Here is an 18,982-nt window from a genome sequence, read left to right on the forward strand (position 1 = left end):
TAATTTTTCGTCTACTTCTGGCGCACGCCGAAACTCTGGAATCCCGAGCGCATCAGCGGCTTCTTCGATGACAGCACCCCGGAGTTGACGCCGGTCCAGCCGATCTCGCCGGACAGCTTGCCATATTCGATCTTGGGACAGCGGTTCATCACCACCTTGATGCCGGCGGCTTCGGCGCGGGCGGCGGCTTCGTCATTACGCACGCCAAGCTGCATCCAAAGCACTTTCGGCAAGGGATCGAGCCGCAACACCTCATCGACGATACCGGGCACAGCCGCGGCATTGCGGAAGACATCGACCATGTCGATCGGTTCCGGAATATCGGCCAGCCTGGCATAGGTCATCCGGCCGAGGATTTCCTTGCCGGCCTGGCCGGGATTGATCGGGAACACCGAAAAGCCCTTGGCCAGCAGGTATTTCAGCACGAAATAGCTCGGTCGCACGTCGTTGGCGGATGCGCCGACCATGGCAATGGTCTTCACCGAATTGAGGATGCCGGCGATGTAGGCGTTGTCGTAGCTATCGTGGTTCATGCGGCTTCCTGCGGTAGTGATATCGGTAGAGTTCACGATTGAACCCGAGCGAGGCATAGAGTGCGCGGCCGGCTGCGTTGTCGGCAACCACTTGCAGGCATACAGCCAACGCACCTGCCCGCCGCGCCCAGTCAATCAGCCCTACCGTCCTACGACCCAAGCCTTGCTGCCTGAAGCGGCCGTCGGTTTCAACCGATTCCACCACAAGCAGGCCATTGCGGATGACGCCATAGGCCAAGGCGGCAATTTCGCTGTCGCGTTCGCAAGACGCGAATGCCCGGTCGCCGATGATCAGCCCGGTCATCTCGCGAAAGATGCGGCGATCATTATCGTCATAGGCAGCCATGCGGAACCGCGCTTCGAACCACTTTTTGCTTGGCGTCGCCGAAATGACGACCTCCACGTCGCGCGATACCTTGAACTCTTCAATGCCGGCGAACAGATGAATCGTTCCGCCTTCAACGTCGTACCCATGACGGCCAAGGACCACATCCATCTCGGCGGCAATGTCGGGTACGCGAAACAGCGGTGTCTGGCCGTGACCGGCATAGAACGCCTCGGCGGCCGCAAGCACCCTGTCGGGCGCGCCGCGCTTGCCGTGCAGCGGGTTGACCGAATTGGTGCGCCGGATTCGTCCGCCCGATCGTCTCAGAAGCCAGCCATCCGCGACGGTCTCAACCGCGGCTGGCCAACCTTCGCGGCAAGCCTGCTCGATGCGCCAATTGAGATCATCGTCGCTGGCGGTCATTCGCCAGCCATCAACCGGGCAACGAAATCGTGCCGTCTTCGGCAATCGGAAAGGCCGGATTGTGCGCCACTTCCCAGACATGCCCATCCGCATCGGCGAAGTAACCATACCAGCCGCCCCAGAAGGCGCGGCCGGCCGGCTTGACGATGCGGCCGCCGGCCTTCTCGGCCATGGCGAGCACCTCGTCGACCTCGGCGTCGGAACGGGTGTTGTAGGCGAGGTAGACCGCCGACGGCGCTCTGGCGAAGGTGACGCCCGAATCCTCCTCGGCGCTTGCGCGCGGGAACAGGCCGAGAATGGCACCGCCCATCTGGAAGAAGGCGACACCGTCGGTGATGCCGGCATGACGGGTCAGGCCCATCGCCTCATAGAAGCGCACCGCGCGCTCAAGATCGTCGGTAGCGATCGTTATGATGGAGATGCGCGGTTCCACGGTTACGCGTCCGACCACTCCGGCTTGCGCTTGCCGATGAAGGCCCCGATGCCTTCCTCCGCGTCGCGCGCCAGCATGTTCTCGACCATGACGCGGCCGGTGTAGGCATAGGCGTCCGCCAGCCCCATTTCGGCCTGCGCGTAAAAGGCTTCCTTGCCGGTCCTCACCACCAAAGATGATTTGGAAGCAATGGTTTGCGCGTATTTGGTGACGATCTGATTCAGATATTCACGCGGCACGACGCGGTTGACGAGGCCGAACTCTTTGGCTGTTGCCGCATCGATCGTCTCGCCGGTCAGAAGCATCTCCATCGCATGCTTGCGCGACACGTTGCGTGACAGCGCCACCATCGGCGTCGAGCAGAACAGGCCGATGTTGACGCCCGGCGTGCAGAAGGTCGCCTCATGCGAGGCAATCGCCAGGTCGCAACTGGCGACCAGTTGCAACCCGGCGGCGGTGGCCAGGCCGTCCACCTCGGCGATCACCGGCAAGGGATGACGCACGATCGCCTGCATCAGTGCGGCACAGGCCGCAAACGTCTCTTCGAAGAAGGCCTTGCCGCGATCGGCGTCGGCGCGGCGCGCGGTCAATTCCTTGAGATCATGGCCGGCGCAGAACACCTTGCCGGCGGCCGACAGCACGATGACGCGAACGGCCCTGTCGGCGTTGGCGCGGTCGAGTTCCGCCATCAGCGCCGCCATCACCGAAAGCGACAAGGCGTTGGCGGGTGGATTGGTAAGTGTCAGCCGCAGCACGCCCTTGTCCAGCCGCGCGGCGACCGGACCGTCAACGGCGGCAGGCTTGATGGCAAGGATTTCGGCCATGGATAAGGTCTCCTCGATTCCGCTCGGGCTGGCAGAGTATCTAATACCGGATCGGTTTTCATCCAACACTCCATCGCTTGCGCCAAGCGACGGAGCTGTTGCCAGAAACGCCGTGCTGCGCTCATACAGGCTGGTGCAACACGAGAGGCCGACATGCCTGCCCAGACCAATCTCACGCCCGTGCTGACCGCGGCGCAAGTCAATGTGCTGATGGAAACCGTCTATCCGCAACTCAATGAGCAGTTCAAATATTACGAGGCGATCGACGTGTTCCCAGGCGGCTGCGTTGTGCGGCTCAATGCCGGCGAACGGCACCTGCGTCCCGGCGGCACGGTGTCCGGCCCGTCACTGTTCACGCTGGCCGACATCGGCGGCTATGTCTGTGTGCTTTCGCATGCCGGGCCCGATGCGCTCTCGGTCACCACCAATCTCAACATCAATTTCGTGCGCAAGGCCGAGGCCGGACCGATCGACGGCCATTGCCGCATTGTGAAACTGGGAAAGAGCCTGATGGTGTTCGACATAGACATCATCGCCGGCCCGGACGGGCACACGATCGCGCACGCAACGGGCACCTACTCGATCCCACCGAAGCGAAAGGACGATGTGGTAAAATAATACCTTTTATTCAAACCATTGTTTTTGCTGCATTTTACCTGTTACCAGACTTTTCACGCGCCTTGACGCAACAACAGCCCTCGCCTATAAGCCCTCACGAAGCAGCGGCCCGCAAAGGCCGCCGTTTTGTTATTGGCGACGGACAGCGTCTCATCGCCAATCCAAGCAACAAGAAACGCCTTCCTCGCGAAGGTCCGAACCGAAAGCAGAAAACCATGACAACCTTTTCGCAGAAGCCTGCGGATGTGGTGAAGAAGTGGATCCTGATCGACGCCGAGGGTCTCGTCGTCGGCCGTCTCGCCACTGTCATCGCCAATCATCTTCGCGGCAAGCACAAGCCGACCTTCACCCCGCATGTCGACGACGGCGACAATGTCATCGTCATCAATGCCGACAAGGTGGTGTTCACCGGCAAGAAGTTCACCGACAAGGTCTATTACTGGCACACCGGCCACCCCGGCGGCATCAAGGAGCGCACCGCGCGCCAGCTGCTCGAGGGTCGTTTCCCCGAGCGCGTCGTCGAGAAGGCCGTTGAGCGCATGGTCCCGCGTGGCCCGCTCGGCCGTCGCCAGATGAAGAACCTGCGCGTCTATGCAGGCGCCGAGCATCCGCATGTCGCCCAGCAGCCCGAGGTTCTCGACGTGGCCAAGCTGAATTCCAAGAACAAGAAGGTCGCATAAGATGGCTGAGCTTTCCTCGCTCGCAGAACTGGGCGCCGCCACCGGCAACACCAACACGCAGCCGGCGACCCCCGTCCACGTCCAGAAGCTCGACAAGTCGGGCCGCGCCTATGCCACCGGCAAGCGCAAGAACGCCATCGCGCGTGTCTGGGTGAAGCCGGGTTCCGGCAAGATCGTCGTCAACGACAAGGAATTCGCGACCTATTTCGCGCGTCCGGTCCTGCAGATGATCCTCAACCAGCCGATCATCGCCGCCAACCGTTCGGGACAGTATGACATTGTCGCCACCGTTGTCGGCGGCGGTCTCTCCGGCCAGGCCGGCGCGGTGCGTCACGGCATCTCCAAGGCGCTGACCTACTACGAGCCGACGCTGCGCGCCGTGCTCAAGAAGGGTGGCTTCCTGACCCGCGACAGCCGCGTCGTCGAGCGCAAGAAGTACGGCAAGGCGAAAGCCCGCCGCTCGTTCCAGTTCTCGAAGCGCTAAACGCTACGCAGCTTCAGACAATCGAAAGGCCGCCTCCGGGCGGCCTTTCTTTGCAACTCACCAGACAGCAGCCGCACCCGTCGAATGACAACAAAATCTCAGGGTCTACCGGCCTTGATGAAGTCGATGAACGCACGCAGCGGGGCCGGCACGAGGCGCCGACCGGGATAATAGAGGAACGGTCCGGGAAAACTCTGCCACCATGGTTGGAGCACGGGCTCGAGGGCACCGTCTTCGAAGTAAGGGCGAAGCCAGCCCTCGAAGAGGCCGATGATGCCGGTGCCGGCGATGGCCGCATGGACGGCAAGATCGGTCGCCCCACCGATCCGCACGATCAGTGGCCCCGTCGGATCGACCCGCACCACCTCGCCGTCACGCTCGAATTCCCACGGCAGCATCGAACCGCTGGCAAAGCGGCCGCGCAGGCAAGCGTGGCCGAGCAGGTCGCTCGGGTGTTCAGGGCGCCCATGGCGATCGAGATAGGCGGGGCTGGCGGCGGTAGCAAAATGCTGGAGGCGCGGTCCGATCGGCACCGCGATCATGTCCTGTTCCAGCCGTTCGTCGTAGCGGATGCCGGCGTCACACCCGGCCGCCAGCACGTCGACGAAGTTCTCATCGGCGATCACCTCCAGCCGGATGCCAGGATACGCGGCGAGGAAGTCCGGAACGATATCGGGCAATATTAGTCGCGCCGCGCTGACCGGCACATTCAGACGCAACGAGCCCGCCGGCCTGTCGCGAAAGCCATTCAACACGTCCAGAGCCGCCTCCACCTCCGACAGCGCCGGGCCGAGCCGTCCAAGCAGGCTCAGGCCCGCCTCGGTCGGGACAACGCTGCGCGTCGTGCGGTTGAACAGCCTGACGCCGAGCTGTGCCTCGAGGCGTCGCACCGCCTCACTCAAGCCGGAGGCGCTGCCGCCGCTCGCACGCGCGCCATCGCGAAAACCGCCGGCGCGCGCCACCACCACGAAGGCATTCAGATCGCTGAGGTCCATCATTGTTCGCCATTCCGCACAGCCTGTGTGGATTGTACCTGATTATCCCGAGATTGAGCAGCGCCTATCTTCGTCTCCTCAAAGGAGACCACTCATGCCCAATATCGACCAGGCCGAAACATCCACCCTCGGCAGCCGCACCGTGAAGCGTCTTGGCTATGGTGCCATGCAACTCGCCGGGCCCGGTGTGTTCGGGCCGCCCAGGGACCATGACGCGGCACTGGCCGTGCTGCGCGAGGCCGTTGTCCAAGGGGTCGACCACATCGACACCAGCGATTTCTATGGCCCGCACGTCACCAACCGGCTGATCCGCGAAGCGCTGTCACCCTACCCGGACGATCTCGTGATCGTCACCAAGATCGGCGCCAAGCGCGGCACCGATGGATCGTGGCTGCCGGCCTTCTCTCCCGAGGCGCTGACCCAGGCGGTGCACGACAATCTGCACAATCTCGGCCTTGAGGCACTGGACGTGGTCAACCTGCGGATCATGTTCGACACCCATGGTCCCGCCGAAGGGTCGATCGAAGCGCCGCTCACCGTGCTGGCCGAGCTTCAGCGGCAGGGCTTGATCAGGCATATCGGCTTGAGCAACGTGACGTCAGCGCAGATCGCGGAGGGACGCCGGATCACCGAGATCGTCTGCGTGCAGAACCAGTACAATCTGGCGCATCGCGATGACGACGCCCTGATCGACGACCTTGCCCGTGACGGCATCGCCTATGTGCCGTTCTTCCCGCTCGGCGGCTTCAACCCGCTGCAGTCTTCGACGCTGTCTGATGTAGCGCAGCGCCTTGACGCAACCGCCATGCAGGTCGCGCTCGCCTGGCTGCTTCACCGTTCGCCCAACATCCTGCTGATCCCCGGCACGTCGTCGGTCGCGCATCTGCGGGAGAACCTCGCCGCTGGCGAACTCGAGCTTTCGGATGATGTGCTCGGGGAGTTGGACAGCATAGCGAGCGTCGCCTCAAGCTGACGACACGGCATCCGGTTGTGCCAGGCACCCGGCGATAGCAGCATCTGACCAACGATCTTGAAAAGGCCGCCTCCGGGCGGCCTTTTGCGTAGAGCATTCTTATCCGGCGGAATGATCCGCATCTCGGATGATCAGGAATGCGCAGAGCGCAGCCCGCGATGATGTGCCGAGTGGCAGCAAATCAATTGATGCTGGCGGTTGCGGCAGACTCGATGTGCGGTTCGGCATAAGGCACCCGGTAGCCATTTGCCGCCAGCCAGTCGATTGCCGCCTTCGGCTCGTCGGTCTGGATGATGGTGGCGCCGCGATCGGCCCAGAAACCCCAGCTTTCGCGCGGCAGGCTGGCCCGGACCGCCAGTTCGTCGCCGCGGCCGCCGGCGAGGAAGCCGCCCGGCTTGTTGACGATGGCGTAGGTGTCGGCCCAGATGTGCCAGTCGCCCCGCACCGCGGCCGCCCGCATGCGGGTGCTAAACAGCGGTCCGCCGGTCTCGGTCAGTTTCTCAGCGCCGGCCCGCCAGTTGATCATTTCGATCGCGCGCGGCGAGAAGGCGTGGTCGACAGTCTCGGCGAAACCAGCATCATGCACTGCGTCATCGGCGATGATCGGCATGAACTGGAAGCCGCCGCCGATGGCACCCATGGCCGCCTTGACCGTAGCAATCCGCTGTGGATTCCACAGGTTCTCCTTGACGATGACCTGCTCGGCCGTGCCGAGGTCGCGGGCGACGGCGATCATGCCTGAGAGGTCACCGACCTCCAGCTTGTTGTCGAGGTTTATGAGGATCCTGTCCCTGGTTGTCGTCAGCATCTCGCGCAGCGTCGAAACCGTCTCATTGGTGACGGCGCCGGTACCCTCGACCACCAGCCGGCAGGTCTTGAGTTCCGCCAGCGTGTACTTGACCACCTCGCCCTTGCAGGTCGTGGTGCGGTCGAGCCAGCTGTCATGCATGACGACGAACTCGCCGTCCTTCGAGCGCCTGATGTCGACCTCGACGATTTCGGCGCCCATGGCGATCGAGCCTTCCACGGCGGCAATCGAATTTTCCGCATAGAGCGTCTTGCCGGCCTGCATGCTGCCGGCGCGATGCGCGGCCACCATGACATGGTCGCGCCACTGGTTGGCGTGCTCGAAGCGGTCGAGAATCTGCCTGGCGCGGCTCTCTTCGGCACCAGCCGCGCCAACAGACGCCATCAGCGCGGTGGAAAGCAGAAGGCTCAGCCAGACGGTTCGCATCGAGAATCGCTCCTTGCCGGATCGAGACCCGGATAGGCGAAGCCCGTGACATCCAGGTGAACGAAGCCGGCTAGCCGATATCTTGTTTGAGCATGATCCTTTCCGAAAACCGGTCGCCACTTTTCGGGATCATGCTCGCGAGGGCTGAGCGTCAGATGCGTTTCGATAGCCGGCGGAACCACGCCATGGCCGGCATTTCGACAAAGCGCCAGGTGATCCAGGAAACGGCGATGGTGGCGACGAGCATGACGATGATCGCCACGGACCCCATCCAGCCGGCGCCAAAGCCCGTCGCGGGCTGGCCGCGCAGCACGATGTCACCGATCAGGCCCAGGTCGAGCTTGCGCTCGACGAGCCCGGCGACGTTGATCAGCCGCGACTGGACGAAGATATGGACCATGTAGATCGAGTAGGACAGCGCACCAAGCGTCAGCATGAACGGGGTCCTGAGCAAGGCGCTGATCCAGCCGCCTTCATGGGCGAAGAGAAACAGCGCCAGCGCGAACACCAGGGGCGCCGCGATGCCGAGATCACTGTCGCCCGCCAGCGAGACGAAAAGCACGATGACCGCCACCATGACAATCTCGGCAAGGGTCCAGGCCATGCGTGGGCCACCCCTGGCGAGCGCCTGTCGCGCCCCTGCAATGGAATCATGCTGAAACCAGGCCAGCAGGGCACCCAGCGAGAAGCCGTACAGGCAGCGGATGAAGCCGAAATCGAAAGAGACATCCATATGATGGGTCGAAAATCCGAGCAGGAACAGCGGCGCGGTGACCGCAGCCGCGACGAACCATACCCAGGCGCGCGCGCCGGCGACGAAGACCACGCCCGCAAACAGGAGATAAGCGAAGAACTCCGCCGAAATGCTCCAGCTTGGCGCATTCCAGGTCAATCGATCCTCGAAACCGACACCCTGCAGCAACAGCAGGTTGGCAACCAGGCTCTTGAGATCGAAGCCACCGGTGAAAGGAGCAGCGCCGGCGCCATGGAGTTGCGGCAGCATCAGCCGCAGCAGCTCGAAACCGGCAAAGGCGGCGAGCATGATGAGATGCAGCGGGTAGATGCGGCCGAAACGGACCAGGGCGAAGCGCGCGACCTCTTCCGGCTCATTCAGCCGATTGCCGTAACTGCTGGCGATGACGAAACCCGAGAGAACGAAGAAGAAGTCGACGAAAAGGTAAGACGAACCGATGAAGGCGCTTTGCGAAACCATCGACGCGGTCGGGAAATGGAACAGCGCCACCAGAAGCGCGCAGATGCCGCGCCACGAATCGAGAACCAGGAAGCGCTCGCCCGCGATCGTGCCGGCGTGGGTCGACAACACGGCGCGAGAAGGATTGAGGAACGCCGTCTGCGTCATGATGATACAAATCCTGTCTTGCCGTGGCACTCGAGCGGCGCCATTTCGTCTCGCCAAGCTGTGACTGGCATCTTCCGTGCCGCTTCTGTAGTTGTTGCACCCCGATGAAAAACGAGGATCCGTAATGGCGAACAAGAATATCGACCACGCCTTCACCGCCCGGTCCAAAACGGGGGGCGCCCTCGAGCCGACCTATTCCGGCGCGCTGTCGTTCATGCGGCGCAAATACACGAAGGACGTGAAGGGCGCGGACGCGGTGGTATGGGGTATTCCGTTCGACGCCGCCGTCACCAACCGGCCCGGCGCCCGTTTCGGGCCGCAGGCGATTCGCCGCGCCTCGGCGATCCTCGACAACGACCCGCAATACCCGTTTTCACGCGATCTGTTCGAGCATCTGGCGGTGGTCGACTATGGCGATTGCCTGCTCGACTCGGGCAACCACCAGAAGACGCCGGGGACGATCGAACGCGAGGCGGCGAAGATCCTGAAGTCGGGCGCCTTCCTGCTGACGTTGGGTGGCGACCACTTCGTGACCTGGCCGCTGCTCAAGGCCCATGCCGCCATCCACGGTCCGCTCGCTTTAGTGCAGTTCGACGCCCACCAGGATACCTGGCCGGACGACGGCAAGCGCATCGACCATGGATCCTTCGTCGGCCGCGCCGTCAATGAAGGCATCATCGATCCAGATCGCTCGATCCAGATCGGCATTCGCACCCATGCGCCTGACACATTCGGCATCAAGATCCTCTACGGCCACGAGATCGAGGAGATGCGGGCGTCCGACATCGCCTACGCCATCGTCGACCGCACCGGCGGCAGGAAGACCTATCTCACCTTCGACATCGACTGCCTCGATCCGGCCTATGCGCCCGGCACCGGCACGCCGGTCGCGGGCGGGCCGTCCTCGGCGAAGATCCTGTCGACGCTGCGCCAGCTTACCCAAGTCGATATTGTCGGCGCCGATGTCGTGGAGGTTGCGCCGGCCTATGATCACGCCGATATAACGGCGATCGCCGGCTCGATGGTGGCCATGCAGTATCTCGGCCTGCTGGCGGAGCGAAAGGCCCGGCTTGAAGAGATGAACAACAACGGCAATCACAACGGTGCCGCGGTGAATCATGGTCAAGGCATATAGTCTTGAAATATCAGGGAATTTGATCAGGCAATGAAACCGAAAATCTTCATCGACGGCGAGCACGGCACCACCGGCCTGCAGATCCGGGCGCTGCTTGCCGAGCGCGGCGATCTGGAGATCATTTCCATTCCTGCCGAGCGCCGCAAGGAAACGGCGGCGCGCGCCGAATTCCTCAATGCCGCCGATATCGCGATCCTGTGCCTGCCGGACGAGGCGGCGAAGGAAAGCGTCTCGCTGATCGCCAACGGCACCACCAAGGTCATCGATGCGTCGACGGCGCATCGCGTGGCCGAAGGCTGGGCGTATGGCTTCGCCGAAATGGACAAGGAACAGGCAAGGACGATCGCCTCGGCGAAGCGCGTCGCCAACCCCGGCTGCTGGCCGCAAGGACCGATCGCCACATTGCGGCCGCTGGTCACCGCCGGCCTGCTGCCGGCGGATTTCCCGATCACGGTCAACGGCATTTCGGGCTATTCGGGCGGCGGACGTCCGATGATCGAGGACTATGTCGCCAAGGGCGAGGACGCTTCGGAATTCCTGCCCTATGGCCTCACCCTGCAGCACAAGCATGTGCCGGAACTGAGGGCCTATGCCAGGCTGTCGCATGACCCGATCATGCAGCCGGCGGTCGGCAATTTCGCGCAAGGCATGATCACGGTGGTGCCGCTGCAGCTTGGCGGCCTCGACCATGTGCCGACGGGTGCCGAGCTTCACGCGGCCATTGCCGACCATTTCGCTGCCATCCAGGGCGGCGTGGTCGAGGTGGCGCCCTATGTGCATCTGGAGCGCATGCCGGAGATCGATCCGGAAATCTACAACGGCACCAACCGGATGAGGGTCTACGTCTTCGCCAACGACAAACGCGCACAGGCGCTGCTGCTGGCAGTCTACGACAATCTCGGCAAGGGTGCCTCGGGGGCGGCCGTCCAGAACATGGACCTGATGCTCGGTCTCTGATGGACTCACCGGCATTTCCGGTGCCCTGGAACGTCAGCGCGTGCGAACTCATCACTGAGACCTTTTCGAGCCGCATCTGGAAAGTGCGGCGCGAGGGCGCTTCGCCCTGTGGTAACCGCATGTTCACCATGATGGTTTACTGACCTGTCCTGGCTTCCACCAGGGATTTGTCATGGTCAGCGCGATCTCGGGTTCCTCGGCAACCCAATATTCCTCGTCGATCTCGTCGAGCAACGCAGCCCAGGAGGCCGCGCTCGAAAAGCAGATCCAGGCCAAGGAAGACGAAGCCAAGGCGATCAAGGACCAGGTCGAAGCCGCCAAGGTGCAGCAGGAGATCGCAGCGCTGAAGGCCAAGCTTGATGCGCTCAAGGCCGCAGACAAGGCAGCCAAGGCCGATCAAGGCCAATCCGCACCGTCCGCCGCCGCGTTGCGTCAGGCGGAATTCGACGGCGAGAAGAAGACACCGTCGAACGCCTTCTGGATGTAACTGTCAGATCAGCTCGGGATCAGTTCCTGAGCGCGATTTCGTGCGACAAGGGATAGGCACCCTTGGTGCCGCGCCAATGCGCGGCGGCAAAACCGAGCACGACAAGCGCAAAACCCTGATGTGTCAGCGCCATATGCAGCGGCACCTGCATCAGCAGCGTGCCGATGCCGATCGAGGCCTGGACCAGCACCAGCAGGAACAGCAGCGTCGCGCGGCGGGCGTGGGTCGAGCCCGGCAGGCGCGTCCGCGTCGCGATCATGTGCCAGAGCGCGACGGCGAAAACCGTGTAGGCACCCAGCCGATGGACGAACTGCACCGTCTTCGGGCTTTCGAAGAAATTGCGCCACGCCGGCTCGAGGATCAGTAGATCACCCGGTATCAGCTTGCCGTCCATCAGCGGCCAGGTGTTGTAGCTCAGGCCCGCGTCGAGCCCGGCCACCAGACCGCCGAGATAGATCTGGATCAGCGCCAGAAGCACGATGAAGCCGGCCAGTCTCTGCGTCGAACGATCGGCGGCGGGTTCGGAATGCGGCGCCAGCCCGCGTGCAACGACCATGGTCGCCGTGAAGATCAGCGCCGCCAGCGTTAGGTGGGTCGCCAGCCGGTACTGGCTGACGGAAACCCGGTCGACCAGACCGGAGGCCACCATCCACCAGCCGATGGCGCCCTGCAGGCCGCCAAGGAGGAGAATGCCCGCCAGTTTCGGCCCCAGGCCGCGTTCGATGCGGCGCGTTGCCCAGAAGAACAGCAGCGGCAAGGCAAAGACCAGGCCGACGCTGCGCGCCAGGATGCGATGCGCCCATTCCCACCAGAAAATCGACTTGAACGCCTCGATGCTCATGCCCTTGTTGAGCTCGGCATATTGCGGGATCTGCTGATAGAGCTGGAATTCCTCTTGCCACTCAGCATCGTTGAGCGGCGGTATGACGCCGTGGATCGGCTTCCACTCGGTGATCGACAGGCCGGAATCGGTGAGCCTTGTGGCGCCGCCGACCAGCACCAGCGCGAACAGCACCAGAAGCACGACATAGAGCCAGCCGCGCAGCAGCACCCGGTTGTGCAGGTCGCGATCGCGGGCCACAAATGGCGCGGCAGCTGATATGGCAGCCATGGTCTTGTCCCGGCAGGTTGGTTTCCCGGATTGGTGGACCATCGTATCCCTGCTGGCAAGACCAGGCGGCGCGGCACGCCGTCGCGCCGCGTCTGCCGGGTTGCACCGCTTCGCGTCAAGGCCTATGCGAGGCCAACACCCTGAGCTTGCCGGGATCCTTGTCCGGGTTCCCGGCAGCCTCGACCAGGAGGCTAACCATGCCCGTGCGCCTGAAAAAGCTGATCGGAATGTTTCTGCTGGTGGCGCTGGTCATCATCTATGCGCTGCTCGCATCGATCTTCGCGGTCGCCCGGCTGTCGGAGTCGGGGCCGTGGGTGCACTTCCTGTTCTTCCTGCTGAGCGGCCTGCTGTGGGTACTGCCGGCGATGGGCATCATCAAGTGGCTGATGCTGGAGCCACGGGCCAAGCGCTGAGCCGGAAGCCCGCCTGCTGGCGTCAGATTGTCACCAGCATCTTGCCGGCGTTGGCGAGCGGGGTCGTCACGCCCGACAGCATGGTGCGGATGTGGGCGAGGCTCTGGTAGCGGCCGTTGACGGAAATGCGCGGCAATGCGTGCAGGAAGCCGGCATGTTCGGCGCGCAACACACCGTGGCGCGTCGTCACGGCCGAGGTATAGCCGGCGTCGCGGGCGAACCCCACTTCGCGGCAGCCTACCGCGCTGGCGTAGCCATAGGGATAAGCGAAATGGCGCGGTTCTTCGCCGAGTTCGGCCTGCAGAAGGCCGCGCACGGCGCCGGTCTCGTGCCGTGCATCGGCTTCGGAAAGCCGCTTCAGATTGCTGTGGTTGATCGTATGGGCGCCGATCGTCACCAGCGGATGCGCGGCCATGCCGCGGATTTCATCCCAGCTCATCAGTGTCCGCAGACGCGGGCCGTCAGCGTCGACGCCTGTTGCATTCGCCAAGTCACGCAGCACGGCCCGCAGGTCCTCCTCGCGGACTTCCGAGGTGAGGTAGGCGTGCAGGCGTGCGTTGGCCTGAAGCTTTTTGGCCGGGGTCGAACAATCGATCGCCAACGGGCCGCCTGGCGTGTTCAAGGTCAGGCGGGTGCCCGCATTGACGATGTCCTCGATCACATCCCACCACAGATCGGCGGTGCCGCTGATCAGCCCGGGCGCGACATAGATGGTGATCGGCGCGCCGTGCTTTTCCAGCACCGGCAGTGCCTCGGTCATGTTGTCACGATAGGCATCATCGGCGGTGATGGTGGCAAACTGACCGCCCTTGCCGCCTGCCTTGATGCGCTCAACCGCTTCGTCCATCGAGACGAAGGCATAACCGCTTGCCTTCATGTCGGCGATCACGGCGTCAAGGAAGCCGGGCGCGATATTCAGATGCCGGTTGACACTGTCAGGCTTTTCCGGTGTCGCGGTCACACGGTGCAGCATCAGGATGGCGCCAATGCCGCCGATGAACGGCTTGGCCAGCGGTGCGAGACCGGTATAGCGGGCGACGTTCAGCGCCAGTTTCCGGATTGCCTCGCCTCCGTCGATCATTCATTCACCTTTTGCGCCTAGGCTGATCCAAGCACGGAATGCGCCTACGCGAACCCCCAAATCGCGATCAATACGCCCTAAGGATTGAGGTATGGTTGACGCAACAGCGTCATTTGACGGCAATCGGCTTGCGGCAACCGAGGCGTCGCCCCGCGCCTTGCCGCGGGACCAGGCCGGGCCGTCGACATCCGTAGTGTCCGCCGAGGGCCTCACGGCCTATGCCGAGTTCTGCCGCTCGGCGCTGTTTGCGCCGGCGCAGAGTGCTGCCTGGATCCTGAACTGGGTCGTGCAGCTCGGACCGGATCTGCTTGTCGCGACACTGAGCGCCGAAGGCAGGCCGGTTTTCTCGCTGGCCCTGGAGGTCAGCCGCACCGGACCGTTCCGCGTCGCCCGCTTCTTGGGTGGGCGCCACGCCAACGGCAACTTCATCGCCGTCGATCCGCAATGGCTGGCCAGGCCGGATATCCCGGCCATCCGATCGATGCTGACCGCCATTGCCAAGGCACGTCCGGACATCGACCTCCTGGCACTGGAAAGATTGCTCCCCGATCTCGATGGCGTCGCCAATCCACTCGCCTCGTTTGACCATTTCGCCAGCCCCAATCTGTCGCTGGCTGTTGACCTCTCCGATGGCTTCGATGCGCTGCTGTTGCGCGCCAGCGGCAAGCGCAAGCGCAAGAAGCACCGCTCGCAGATGCGCAAGTTCGAGGCCTTCGGCGCCCATCGCCGCATCGAGGCCACGACTGCGGACGAGGTGAACAGGCTGCTCGACGCCTTCTTCGAGATGAAGGAGTTCCGCTTCCGCAAGATGGGCATCACTAACGTCTTCGCCGACGAGCAAGTGCGTGGCTTCTTCCGCGCGCTGTTCACGCAAGCGCTTGCCGAGGACAAGCCTTCCTTCGTGCTGCACGGGCTCGAGGTTGCCGGCAAGCTGCGTGCCATCACAGGGTCGAGCCGTTCGGGCAGGCGCCTGATCTGCGAGTTCGGAGCGATCGCCGAGGACGATCTCGGCCACACCAGCCCGGGCGACTTCCTGTTCTTCGACAACATCCAGGAAGCCTGCGAGACCGGCTTCGAGGTCTATGATTTCTCCGTCGGCGACGAGCCCTACAAACGGCTGTGGTGCGATATCGAAACCCAGCATTTCGAAGTGCTGTTTCCCTTGACCCTGAAGGGCCGCGTGCTGGCGCTGACGCTCCGGCAAGGTGCGCGGCTGAAGGCCTTCATCAAGAACAGCCCGACGGTCTGGAAGCTGACCAAGATGGTGCGCCGCAAGGCGGTGGGACAGACAGCGGCTCGCACCGAGGACGAAAGCTAGAGCCCGTTTCATCCCCGCGGAATCGGGATGAGGCTCCATCTGTCTGTTTGGGCATGATGTTTTCCGAAAACCGGCACCCATTTCCGGGATCATGCTCCGGGCCTCAGAAATTCAGGGCTTCCCTGAGCGCGGGGCCGGCCCTGACGCGCAGATCGAGATCCGCCTCGATATGGTCGATGTGGTGCAGCATCAGCCGGCTCGCCAGCCCGGAATCGCGGCTCTCCAGCGCGCCGACAATGCCGGTGTGCTCGCTATGCCCGCAGGCTGACGCGCCGGATCGTCCATAAAGGGCGATGACCAGCGACGAGCGCGCCACCAGCTCCTCCATGAAGCGCTGCAGGATGGCATTGCCGGCAACCGAGGCCAGCAGCAGATGGAAGTCGCCCGACGCCTTTATTTCGGAGCGTCGCGCGTGGGGGCCGCGTTCGGCGATGAAGCGCCCCTCCTCGTCGAGCTGCGCCTTGAAGGCGACGATGTCGGCGGCGGTGACGCGCCCGCAGGCGGCGATGGCAATGCCCGGCTCGATCAGCCGGCGCGAGGCGAATACCTGGCGCGCCTCCTCTGGAGACGGGTTGGCCACGAAGGCGCCACGGTTGCGCTCGGTGCGCACCAGTCCTTCGAAGGACAGCATCTGCAGGGCTGCGCGTGCGACGGTGCGGGAGACATCGAACAACGTGCCGACCTCGCCTTCCGACAGCTTGGTGCCTGGCGCCAGCCGGCGATCGACAATGGCGTCACGCAGCTGGTCGCGGATCGTCTGGGCGCGATCCTGCGTGGCGCTGTCGGCGGCTGAATAAACCTGGTCGGCGATGTTCATGGCGGAAATTGTCCTGCCCCCTTCTAACGCGACTCGCGAGGCCAGCACGAGAGGCAAAGTGAACACGAAGGCAAAAAAGATTGCATACGATTTTTGTGCATATCGCCCACAATAGCTCATAATTTGTGCAACGCACAACCCAGCCCATTCTGCGGGCGGTGATCCAGAACCCGGATTTTGCCGACGATTCAATTGCTTGGTCACTCACCTCGCGATTGGCACGCATGATGCTTTGGTTAATGCGACCAAACGGGGAAGCCTGATGTCCAAAGCCGCCGAAATCGACCTCGTGTCCGTTTCGAAAGTCTATGGAACGACGACCGCCGTCGAGGACATCAGCTTGAAGATCCCCGCCGGCACCTATTGCTGCCTGCTTGGCCCTTCCGGCTGCGGCAAGACGTCGACGCTGCGCATGATCGCCGGCCACGAGAGCATATCCAGCGGCGATGTCCGACTCGGCAACACCGTCGTGACGGACCTGCCGCCGGCCAAGCGCGGCACGGCGATGATGTTCCAGTCCTATGCGCTGTTCCCGCATCTCGACCTCATCGACAATGTCGCCTTCAGCCTCAAGATGAAGGGGGTCGACAAGGAACAGCGCCGCGCCAAGGCGCTGGATATGCTCAAGCTGATGCAGATGGAGGCCTATGCCACGCGCCGCCCTGCGCAGCTTTCCGGCGGCCAGCAGCAGCGTGTGGCGCTGGCGCGTGCACTGATCACCGATCCCGAGGCGCTGCTGCTCGACGAACCGCTGTCGGCACTCGATCCGTTCCTGAAGATCCGCATGCGCGCCGAGTTGAAGAAACTGCAGACCTCGCTCGGCATCACCTTCGTCCACGTCACCCACAGCCAGGAGGAGGCGATGGCGCTTGCCGACCTGATCGTGGTGATGAATGACGGCCGTATCGAGCAGGCGGCCCCGCCGCGCGACGTGTTCGAGCGACCGGCCACCGCCTTCGTGGCGCGCTTCATGGGCGACCACAATGTCATCTCCGGCCGCGTCACCGGCAGCCAGGACGGCATGGTCGTCTTCGACGTCAATGGCGGCGGCTCTCTCGCCGCCAGCGGGAAGTCACAGGAGGTGGGACAGCCGATCGACATCGCCATCCGCACCGACCATGTGCGCATCGGCGACGCACCCTCGCCCGGCCTCGGCTTCACCGGCATCGTCTCCAACATCGAATATCGCGGCGCCACGGTGAAGCTCTCCGTCACTGGCGCCGGCATCGGCGATTTCACGGTCATCGTCGATGATTCCGACTTCTTCGCCAAACCGGTCGCCATCGGCGACGCCGTACCGCTCGCCTGGGATCCGCAAGACGCGATCGTCCTCGGCCACCTTCATTCATGACGTCAACGAAGCAAAACAAGAAAGGGGAATAGACATGACAAACACCACGCAAGCCAAGACGGGCATATCGCGCCGCTCGCTGCTCAAGACAGGTGCGGCCGCCGTCGGCCTCGCCGCCGGCTCCGGCGCCATCACCGGCTTCCCGACGATCTGGGCGCAATCCAACATCACGCTACGCCAGTTCGGCACCGGTGTGTCGAACCTCAATGCCATCGCCGACAAGTGCAAGGCCGACCTCGGCATCACGCTGGAGATGACCGCGACCGATTCCGACGCAGCCGCCCAGCGCGCCGTAACCCAGCCCGACAGTTACGACATCGCCGACATCGAATACTGGATCTGCAAGAAGGTGTTCCCCACCGGCGTGCTGCAGCCGATGGATGTCAGCAAGCTGAAATATTACGACGAGCTGGTGCCGCTGTTCAAAACCGGCAAGCTGACGCCCGACAGCGTGATTGCCCAGGGCACCGCGCCGCATACGGTCGGCTTCGTCGAGGCGCAGGACAGCAAGGTGTTCGCCAAGGCGCCGACCAACTGGTTCACGATGGTGCCGACCATCTACAACGCCGACACGCTGGGCATCCGCCCCGATCTCGTCGGCCGCGACATCACCACCTGGGCCGACATCATGGACCCGGCGTTCAAGGGCAAGACCGCGATCCTCAACATCCCGTCCATCGGCATCATGGACGCCGCCATGATCATGGAAGCCATGGGCAACATCAAATATGCCGACAAGGGCAACATGACCAAGGAGGAGATCGACAAGACCATCGACTTCCTGATCAAGGCCAAGCAGGGCGGCCAGTTCCGCGCCTTCTGGAAATCCTTCGACGAGAGCGTCAACCTGATGGCGTCGGGCGAAGTGGTCATCCAGTCGATGTGGTCGCCGGCTGTCGCCGCCGTACGTTCCAAGGGTATCGCCTGCCGCTTCCAGCCGCTCAAGGAAGGCTACCGCTCATGGGGCGGCGGCCTGGGGCTGGCGGCGCATCTCTCGGGCGCGCAGCTCGACGCGGCCTATGAATACATCAACTGGTACACGTCTGGCTGGGTCGGCGGCTATCTCAACCGTCAGGGCTACTACTCGGCCAATATGGTCTCGGCCAAGAAGTTCATGACCGAGGACGAGTGGGGCTACTGGATCGAGGGCAAGCCGGCCAAGGGCGACATCAAGGCGCCCGACGGCACGGTCATGGAAAAGGCCGGCGCGCTGCGCGACGGCGGCTCGTTCGAGGAGCGCATGGGCCATGTCGCCTGCTGGAACTCCGTCATGGACGAGGACCGCTACATGGTGAAGCGCTGGAACGAGTTCATCGCGGCTTAACGCGGCCAGTCTGAGATGTCTCATTCCTTCCCACCCCCTCTGTCCTGCCGGACATCTCCCCCGCAAGGGGGGAGATTGCGCTCTCAATGCCGCTTTCGCCAACCGC

At 63.4% G+C, this 18,982-nt stretch carries 21 protein-coding genes; 11 read left to right on the forward strand and 10 right to left on the reverse strand.

Annotation, left to right across the window (positions count from 1 at the left end):
• Positions 1-11: 11 nt before the first annotated feature.
• From AC56QP_RS03225 to AC56QP_RS03240, 4 genes are read right to left on the reverse strand one after another with little or no spacing between them, the layout of a single operon-like run.
• Complete coding sequence (locus AC56QP_RS03225) at positions 12-533, reverse strand: CoA-binding protein (RefSeq protein WP_489860963.1); 522 nt, start codon at positions 531-533, stop codon at positions 12-14.
• Positions 520-1,281 carry a GNAT family N-acetyltransferase gene (locus AC56QP_RS03230; RefSeq protein ID WP_489860962.1) on the reverse strand — a complete coding sequence of 254 codons (762 nt, stop codon included), beginning with the start codon at positions 1,279-1,281 and terminating at the stop codon, positions 520-522. The genes AC56QP_RS03225 and AC56QP_RS03230 overlap by 14 nt, the downstream gene beginning before the upstream one ends.
• Positions 1,282-1,291: 10 nt before the next feature.
• Positions 1,292-1,714 carry a VOC family protein gene (locus AC56QP_RS03235; RefSeq protein WP_489860961.1) on the reverse strand — a complete coding sequence of 141 codons (423 nt, stop codon included), beginning with the start codon at positions 1,712-1,714 and terminating at the stop codon, positions 1,292-1,294.
• A gap of 2 nt (positions 1,715-1,716) precedes the next feature.
• Positions 1,717-2,538, reverse strand: a complete 822-nt coding sequence (locus tag AC56QP_RS03240; RefSeq protein WP_489860960.1) for an enoyl-CoA hydratase — start codon at positions 2,536-2,538, stop codon at positions 1,717-1,719.
• Positions 2,539-2,691: 153 nt separating this feature from the next.
• Here AC56QP_RS03240 and AC56QP_RS03245 point away from each other — a divergent pair, with 153 nt between their 5' ends.
• From AC56QP_RS03245 to rpsI, 3 genes are all read left to right on the forward strand, one after another.
• Positions 2,692-3,156 carry a PaaI family thioesterase gene (locus AC56QP_RS03245; protein WP_489860959.1) on the forward strand — a complete coding sequence of 155 codons (465 nt, stop codon included), beginning with the start codon at positions 2,692-2,694 and terminating at the stop codon, positions 3,154-3,156.
• A 215-nt stretch (positions 3,157-3,371) separates the two neighbouring features.
• Entirely contained in the window at positions 3,372-3,836 is a 465-nt protein-coding gene (rplM, locus tag AC56QP_RS03250; protein WP_010915638.1) for a 50S ribosomal protein L13, read from the forward strand.
• A 1-nt stretch (position 3,837) separates the two neighbouring features.
• A complete protein-coding gene (gene rpsI, locus AC56QP_RS03255) occupies positions 3,838-4,320 on the forward strand; it encodes a 30S ribosomal protein S9 (protein ID WP_489860958.1) in 483 nt (160 codons plus the stop codon).
• Positions 4,321-4,418: 98 nt separating this feature from the next.
• Here the strand turns inward: rpsI and AC56QP_RS03260 are convergent, their stop codons facing one another.
• The gene (locus AC56QP_RS03260) at positions 4,419-5,318 is read right to left on the reverse strand and encodes a LysR family transcriptional regulator (protein WP_489860957.1); all 900 of its coding nucleotides are present in this window, start codon (positions 5,316-5,318) and stop codon (positions 4,419-4,421) included.
• A gap of 91 nt (positions 5,319-5,409) precedes the next feature.
• Here AC56QP_RS03260 and AC56QP_RS03265 point away from each other — a divergent pair, with 91 nt between their 5' ends.
• On the forward strand, positions 5,410-6,288 hold the full coding sequence (locus AC56QP_RS03265) for an aldo/keto reductase family oxidoreductase (RefSeq protein WP_489860956.1): 879 nt from the start codon (positions 5,410-5,412) through the stop codon (positions 6,286-6,288).
• A gap of 181 nt (positions 6,289-6,469) precedes the next feature.
• On the opposite strand, the gene AC56QP_RS03270 is transcribed toward AC56QP_RS03265, so the two are convergent.
• Together AC56QP_RS03270 and AC56QP_RS03275 are read right to left on the reverse strand one after the other, a co-directional pair.
• Positions 6,470-7,522: a glycerophosphodiester phosphodiesterase family protein gene (locus AC56QP_RS03270; RefSeq protein WP_489860955.1), complete on the reverse strand. Its 1,053-nt coding sequence runs from the start codon at positions 7,520-7,522 to the stop codon at positions 6,470-6,472.
• A 151-nt stretch (positions 7,523-7,673) separates the two neighbouring features.
• Entirely contained in the window at positions 7,674-8,882 is a 1,209-nt protein-coding gene (locus AC56QP_RS03275) for an acyltransferase family protein (RefSeq protein ID WP_489860954.1), read from the reverse strand.
• A 124-nt stretch (positions 8,883-9,006) separates the two neighbouring features.
• On the opposite strand from AC56QP_RS03275, the gene speB reads away from it, so the two are divergent.
• The 3 genes from speB (at position 9,007) to AC56QP_RS03290 (ending at position 11,461) form a co-directional block, all read left to right on the forward strand.
• Positions 9,007-10,017, forward strand: coding sequence for an agmatinase (gene speB, locus AC56QP_RS03280; protein WP_497100779.1), 1,011 nt, complete (start codon positions 9,007-9,009; stop codon positions 10,015-10,017).
• 30 nt (positions 10,018-10,047) lie between these two features.
• Positions 10,048-10,974: an N-acetyl-gamma-glutamyl-phosphate reductase gene (gene argC / locus AC56QP_RS03285; protein WP_489860953.1), complete on the forward strand. Its 927-nt coding sequence runs from the start codon at positions 10,048-10,050 to the stop codon at positions 10,972-10,974.
• A 172-nt stretch (positions 10,975-11,146) separates the two neighbouring features.
• On the forward strand, positions 11,147-11,461 hold the full coding sequence (locus AC56QP_RS03290) for a hypothetical protein (protein WP_489860952.1): 315 nt from the start codon (positions 11,147-11,149) through the stop codon (positions 11,459-11,461).
• Between the two features lie 19 nt (positions 11,462-11,480).
• Here the strand turns inward: AC56QP_RS03290 and AC56QP_RS03295 are convergent, their stop codons facing one another.
• A complete protein-coding gene (locus AC56QP_RS03295) occupies positions 11,481-12,572 on the reverse strand; it encodes a COX15/CtaA family protein (RefSeq protein WP_489860951.1) in 1,092 nt (363 codons plus the stop codon).
• A gap of 197 nt (positions 12,573-12,769) precedes the next feature.
• Between AC56QP_RS03295 and AC56QP_RS03300 the strand changes: the two genes are divergently transcribed.
• Positions 12,770-12,985, forward strand: coding sequence for a DUF2842 domain-containing protein (locus AC56QP_RS03300; RefSeq protein ID WP_489860950.1), 216 nt, complete (start codon positions 12,770-12,772; stop codon positions 12,983-12,985).
• A gap of 22 nt (positions 12,986-13,007) precedes the next feature.
• Here the strand turns inward: AC56QP_RS03300 and AC56QP_RS03305 are convergent, their stop codons facing one another.
• Positions 13,008-14,066, reverse strand: a complete 1,059-nt coding sequence (locus AC56QP_RS03305) for a polysaccharide deacetylase family protein (protein ID WP_489860949.1) — start codon at positions 14,064-14,066, stop codon at positions 13,008-13,010.
• Positions 14,067-14,157: 91 nt separating this feature from the next.
• On the opposite strand from AC56QP_RS03305, the gene AC56QP_RS03310 reads away from it, so the two are divergent.
• Entirely contained in the window at positions 14,158-15,384 is a 1,227-nt protein-coding gene (locus AC56QP_RS03310; protein ID WP_489860948.1) for a GNAT family N-acetyltransferase, read from the forward strand.
• Positions 15,385-15,487: 103 nt separating this feature from the next.
• On the opposite strand, the gene AC56QP_RS03315 is transcribed toward AC56QP_RS03310, so the two are convergent.
• Positions 15,488-16,201, reverse strand: a complete 714-nt coding sequence (locus AC56QP_RS03315; protein ID WP_091578163.1) for a GntR family transcriptional regulator — start codon at positions 16,199-16,201, stop codon at positions 15,488-15,490.
• Between the two features lie 262 nt (positions 16,202-16,463).
• Between AC56QP_RS03315 and AC56QP_RS03320 the strand changes: the two genes are divergently transcribed.
• Positions 16,464-17,552 (forward strand): ABC transporter ATP-binding protein, encoded by a 1,089-nt coding sequence (locus AC56QP_RS03320; RefSeq protein WP_489860947.1) that lies wholly within the window; start codon positions 16,464-16,466, stop codon positions 17,550-17,552.
• Between the two features lie 34 nt (positions 17,553-17,586).
• Positions 17,587-18,876: an ABC transporter substrate-binding protein gene (locus AC56QP_RS03325; protein WP_269905667.1), complete on the forward strand. Its 1,290-nt coding sequence runs from the start codon at positions 17,587-17,589 to the stop codon at positions 18,874-18,876.
• Positions 18,877-18,982 lie beyond the last annotated feature (106 nt).

The sequence above is a fragment of the Mesorhizobium sp. RCAM 05104 genome (genome assembly GCF_059683645.1).

Coding starts and splice junctions, on each gene's coding strand:
- AC56QP_RS03225 (WP_489860963.1), bottom strand. CDS start 533: ATGAACCACGATAGCTACGACAACGCCTACATCGCCGGCATCCTCAAT.
- AC56QP_RS03290 (WP_489860952.1), top strand. CDS start 11,147: ATGGTCAGCGCGATCTCGGGTTCCTCGGCAACCCAATATTCCTCGTCG.
- rplM (WP_010915638.1), top strand. CDS start 3,372: ATGACAACCTTTTCGCAGAAGCCTGCGGATGTGGTGAAGAAGTGGATC.
- AC56QP_RS03230 (WP_489860962.1), bottom strand. CDS start 1,281: ATGACCGCCAGCGACGATGATCTCAATTGGCGCATCGAGCAGGCTTGC.
- argC (WP_489860953.1), top strand. CDS start 10,048: ATGAAACCGAAAATCTTCATCGACGGCGAGCACGGCACCACCGGCCTG.
- speB (WP_497100779.1), top strand. CDS start 9,007: ATGGCGAACAAGAATATCGACCACGCCTTCACCGCCCGGTCCAAAACG.
- AC56QP_RS03305 (WP_489860949.1), bottom strand. CDS start 14,066: ATGATCGACGGAGGCGAGGCAATCCGGAAACTGGCGCTGAACGTCGCC.
- AC56QP_RS03325 (WP_269905667.1), top strand. CDS start 17,587: ATGACAAACACCACGCAAGCCAAGACGGGCATATCGCGCCGCTCGCTG.
- AC56QP_RS03315 (WP_091578163.1), bottom strand. CDS start 16,201: ATGAACATCGCCGACCAGGTTTATTCAGCCGCCGACAGCGCCACGCAG.
- AC56QP_RS03310 (WP_489860948.1), top strand. CDS start 14,158: ATGGTTGACGCAACAGCGTCATTTGACGGCAATCGGCTTGCGGCAACC.
- AC56QP_RS03320 (WP_489860947.1), top strand. CDS start 16,464: ATGTCCAAAGCCGCCGAAATCGACCTCGTGTCCGTTTCGAAAGTCTAT.
- AC56QP_RS03300 (WP_489860950.1), top strand. CDS start 12,770: ATGCCCGTGCGCCTGAAAAAGCTGATCGGAATGTTTCTGCTGGTGGCG.
- AC56QP_RS03295 (WP_489860951.1), bottom strand. CDS start 12,572: ATGGCTGCCATATCAGCTGCCGCGCCATTTGTGGCCCGCGATCGCGAC.
- rpsI (WP_489860958.1), top strand. CDS start 3,838: ATGGCTGAGCTTTCCTCGCTCGCAGAACTGGGCGCCGCCACCGGCAAC.
- AC56QP_RS03275 (WP_489860954.1), bottom strand. CDS start 8,882: ATGACGCAGACGGCGTTCCTCAATCCTTCTCGCGCCGTGTTGTCGACC.
- AC56QP_RS03240 (WP_489860960.1), bottom strand. CDS start 2,538: ATGGCCGAAATCCTTGCCATCAAGCCTGCCGCCGTTGACGGTCCGGTC.
- AC56QP_RS03265 (WP_489860956.1), top strand. CDS start 5,410: ATGCCCAATATCGACCAGGCCGAAACATCCACCCTCGGCAGCCGCACC.
- AC56QP_RS03245 (WP_489860959.1), top strand. CDS start 2,692: ATGCCTGCCCAGACCAATCTCACGCCCGTGCTGACCGCGGCGCAAGTC.
- AC56QP_RS03270 (WP_489860955.1), bottom strand. CDS start 7,522: ATGCGAACCGTCTGGCTGAGCCTTCTGCTTTCCACCGCGCTGATGGCG.
- AC56QP_RS03260 (WP_489860957.1), bottom strand. CDS start 5,318: ATGATGGACCTCAGCGATCTGAATGCCTTCGTGGTGGTGGCGCGCGCC.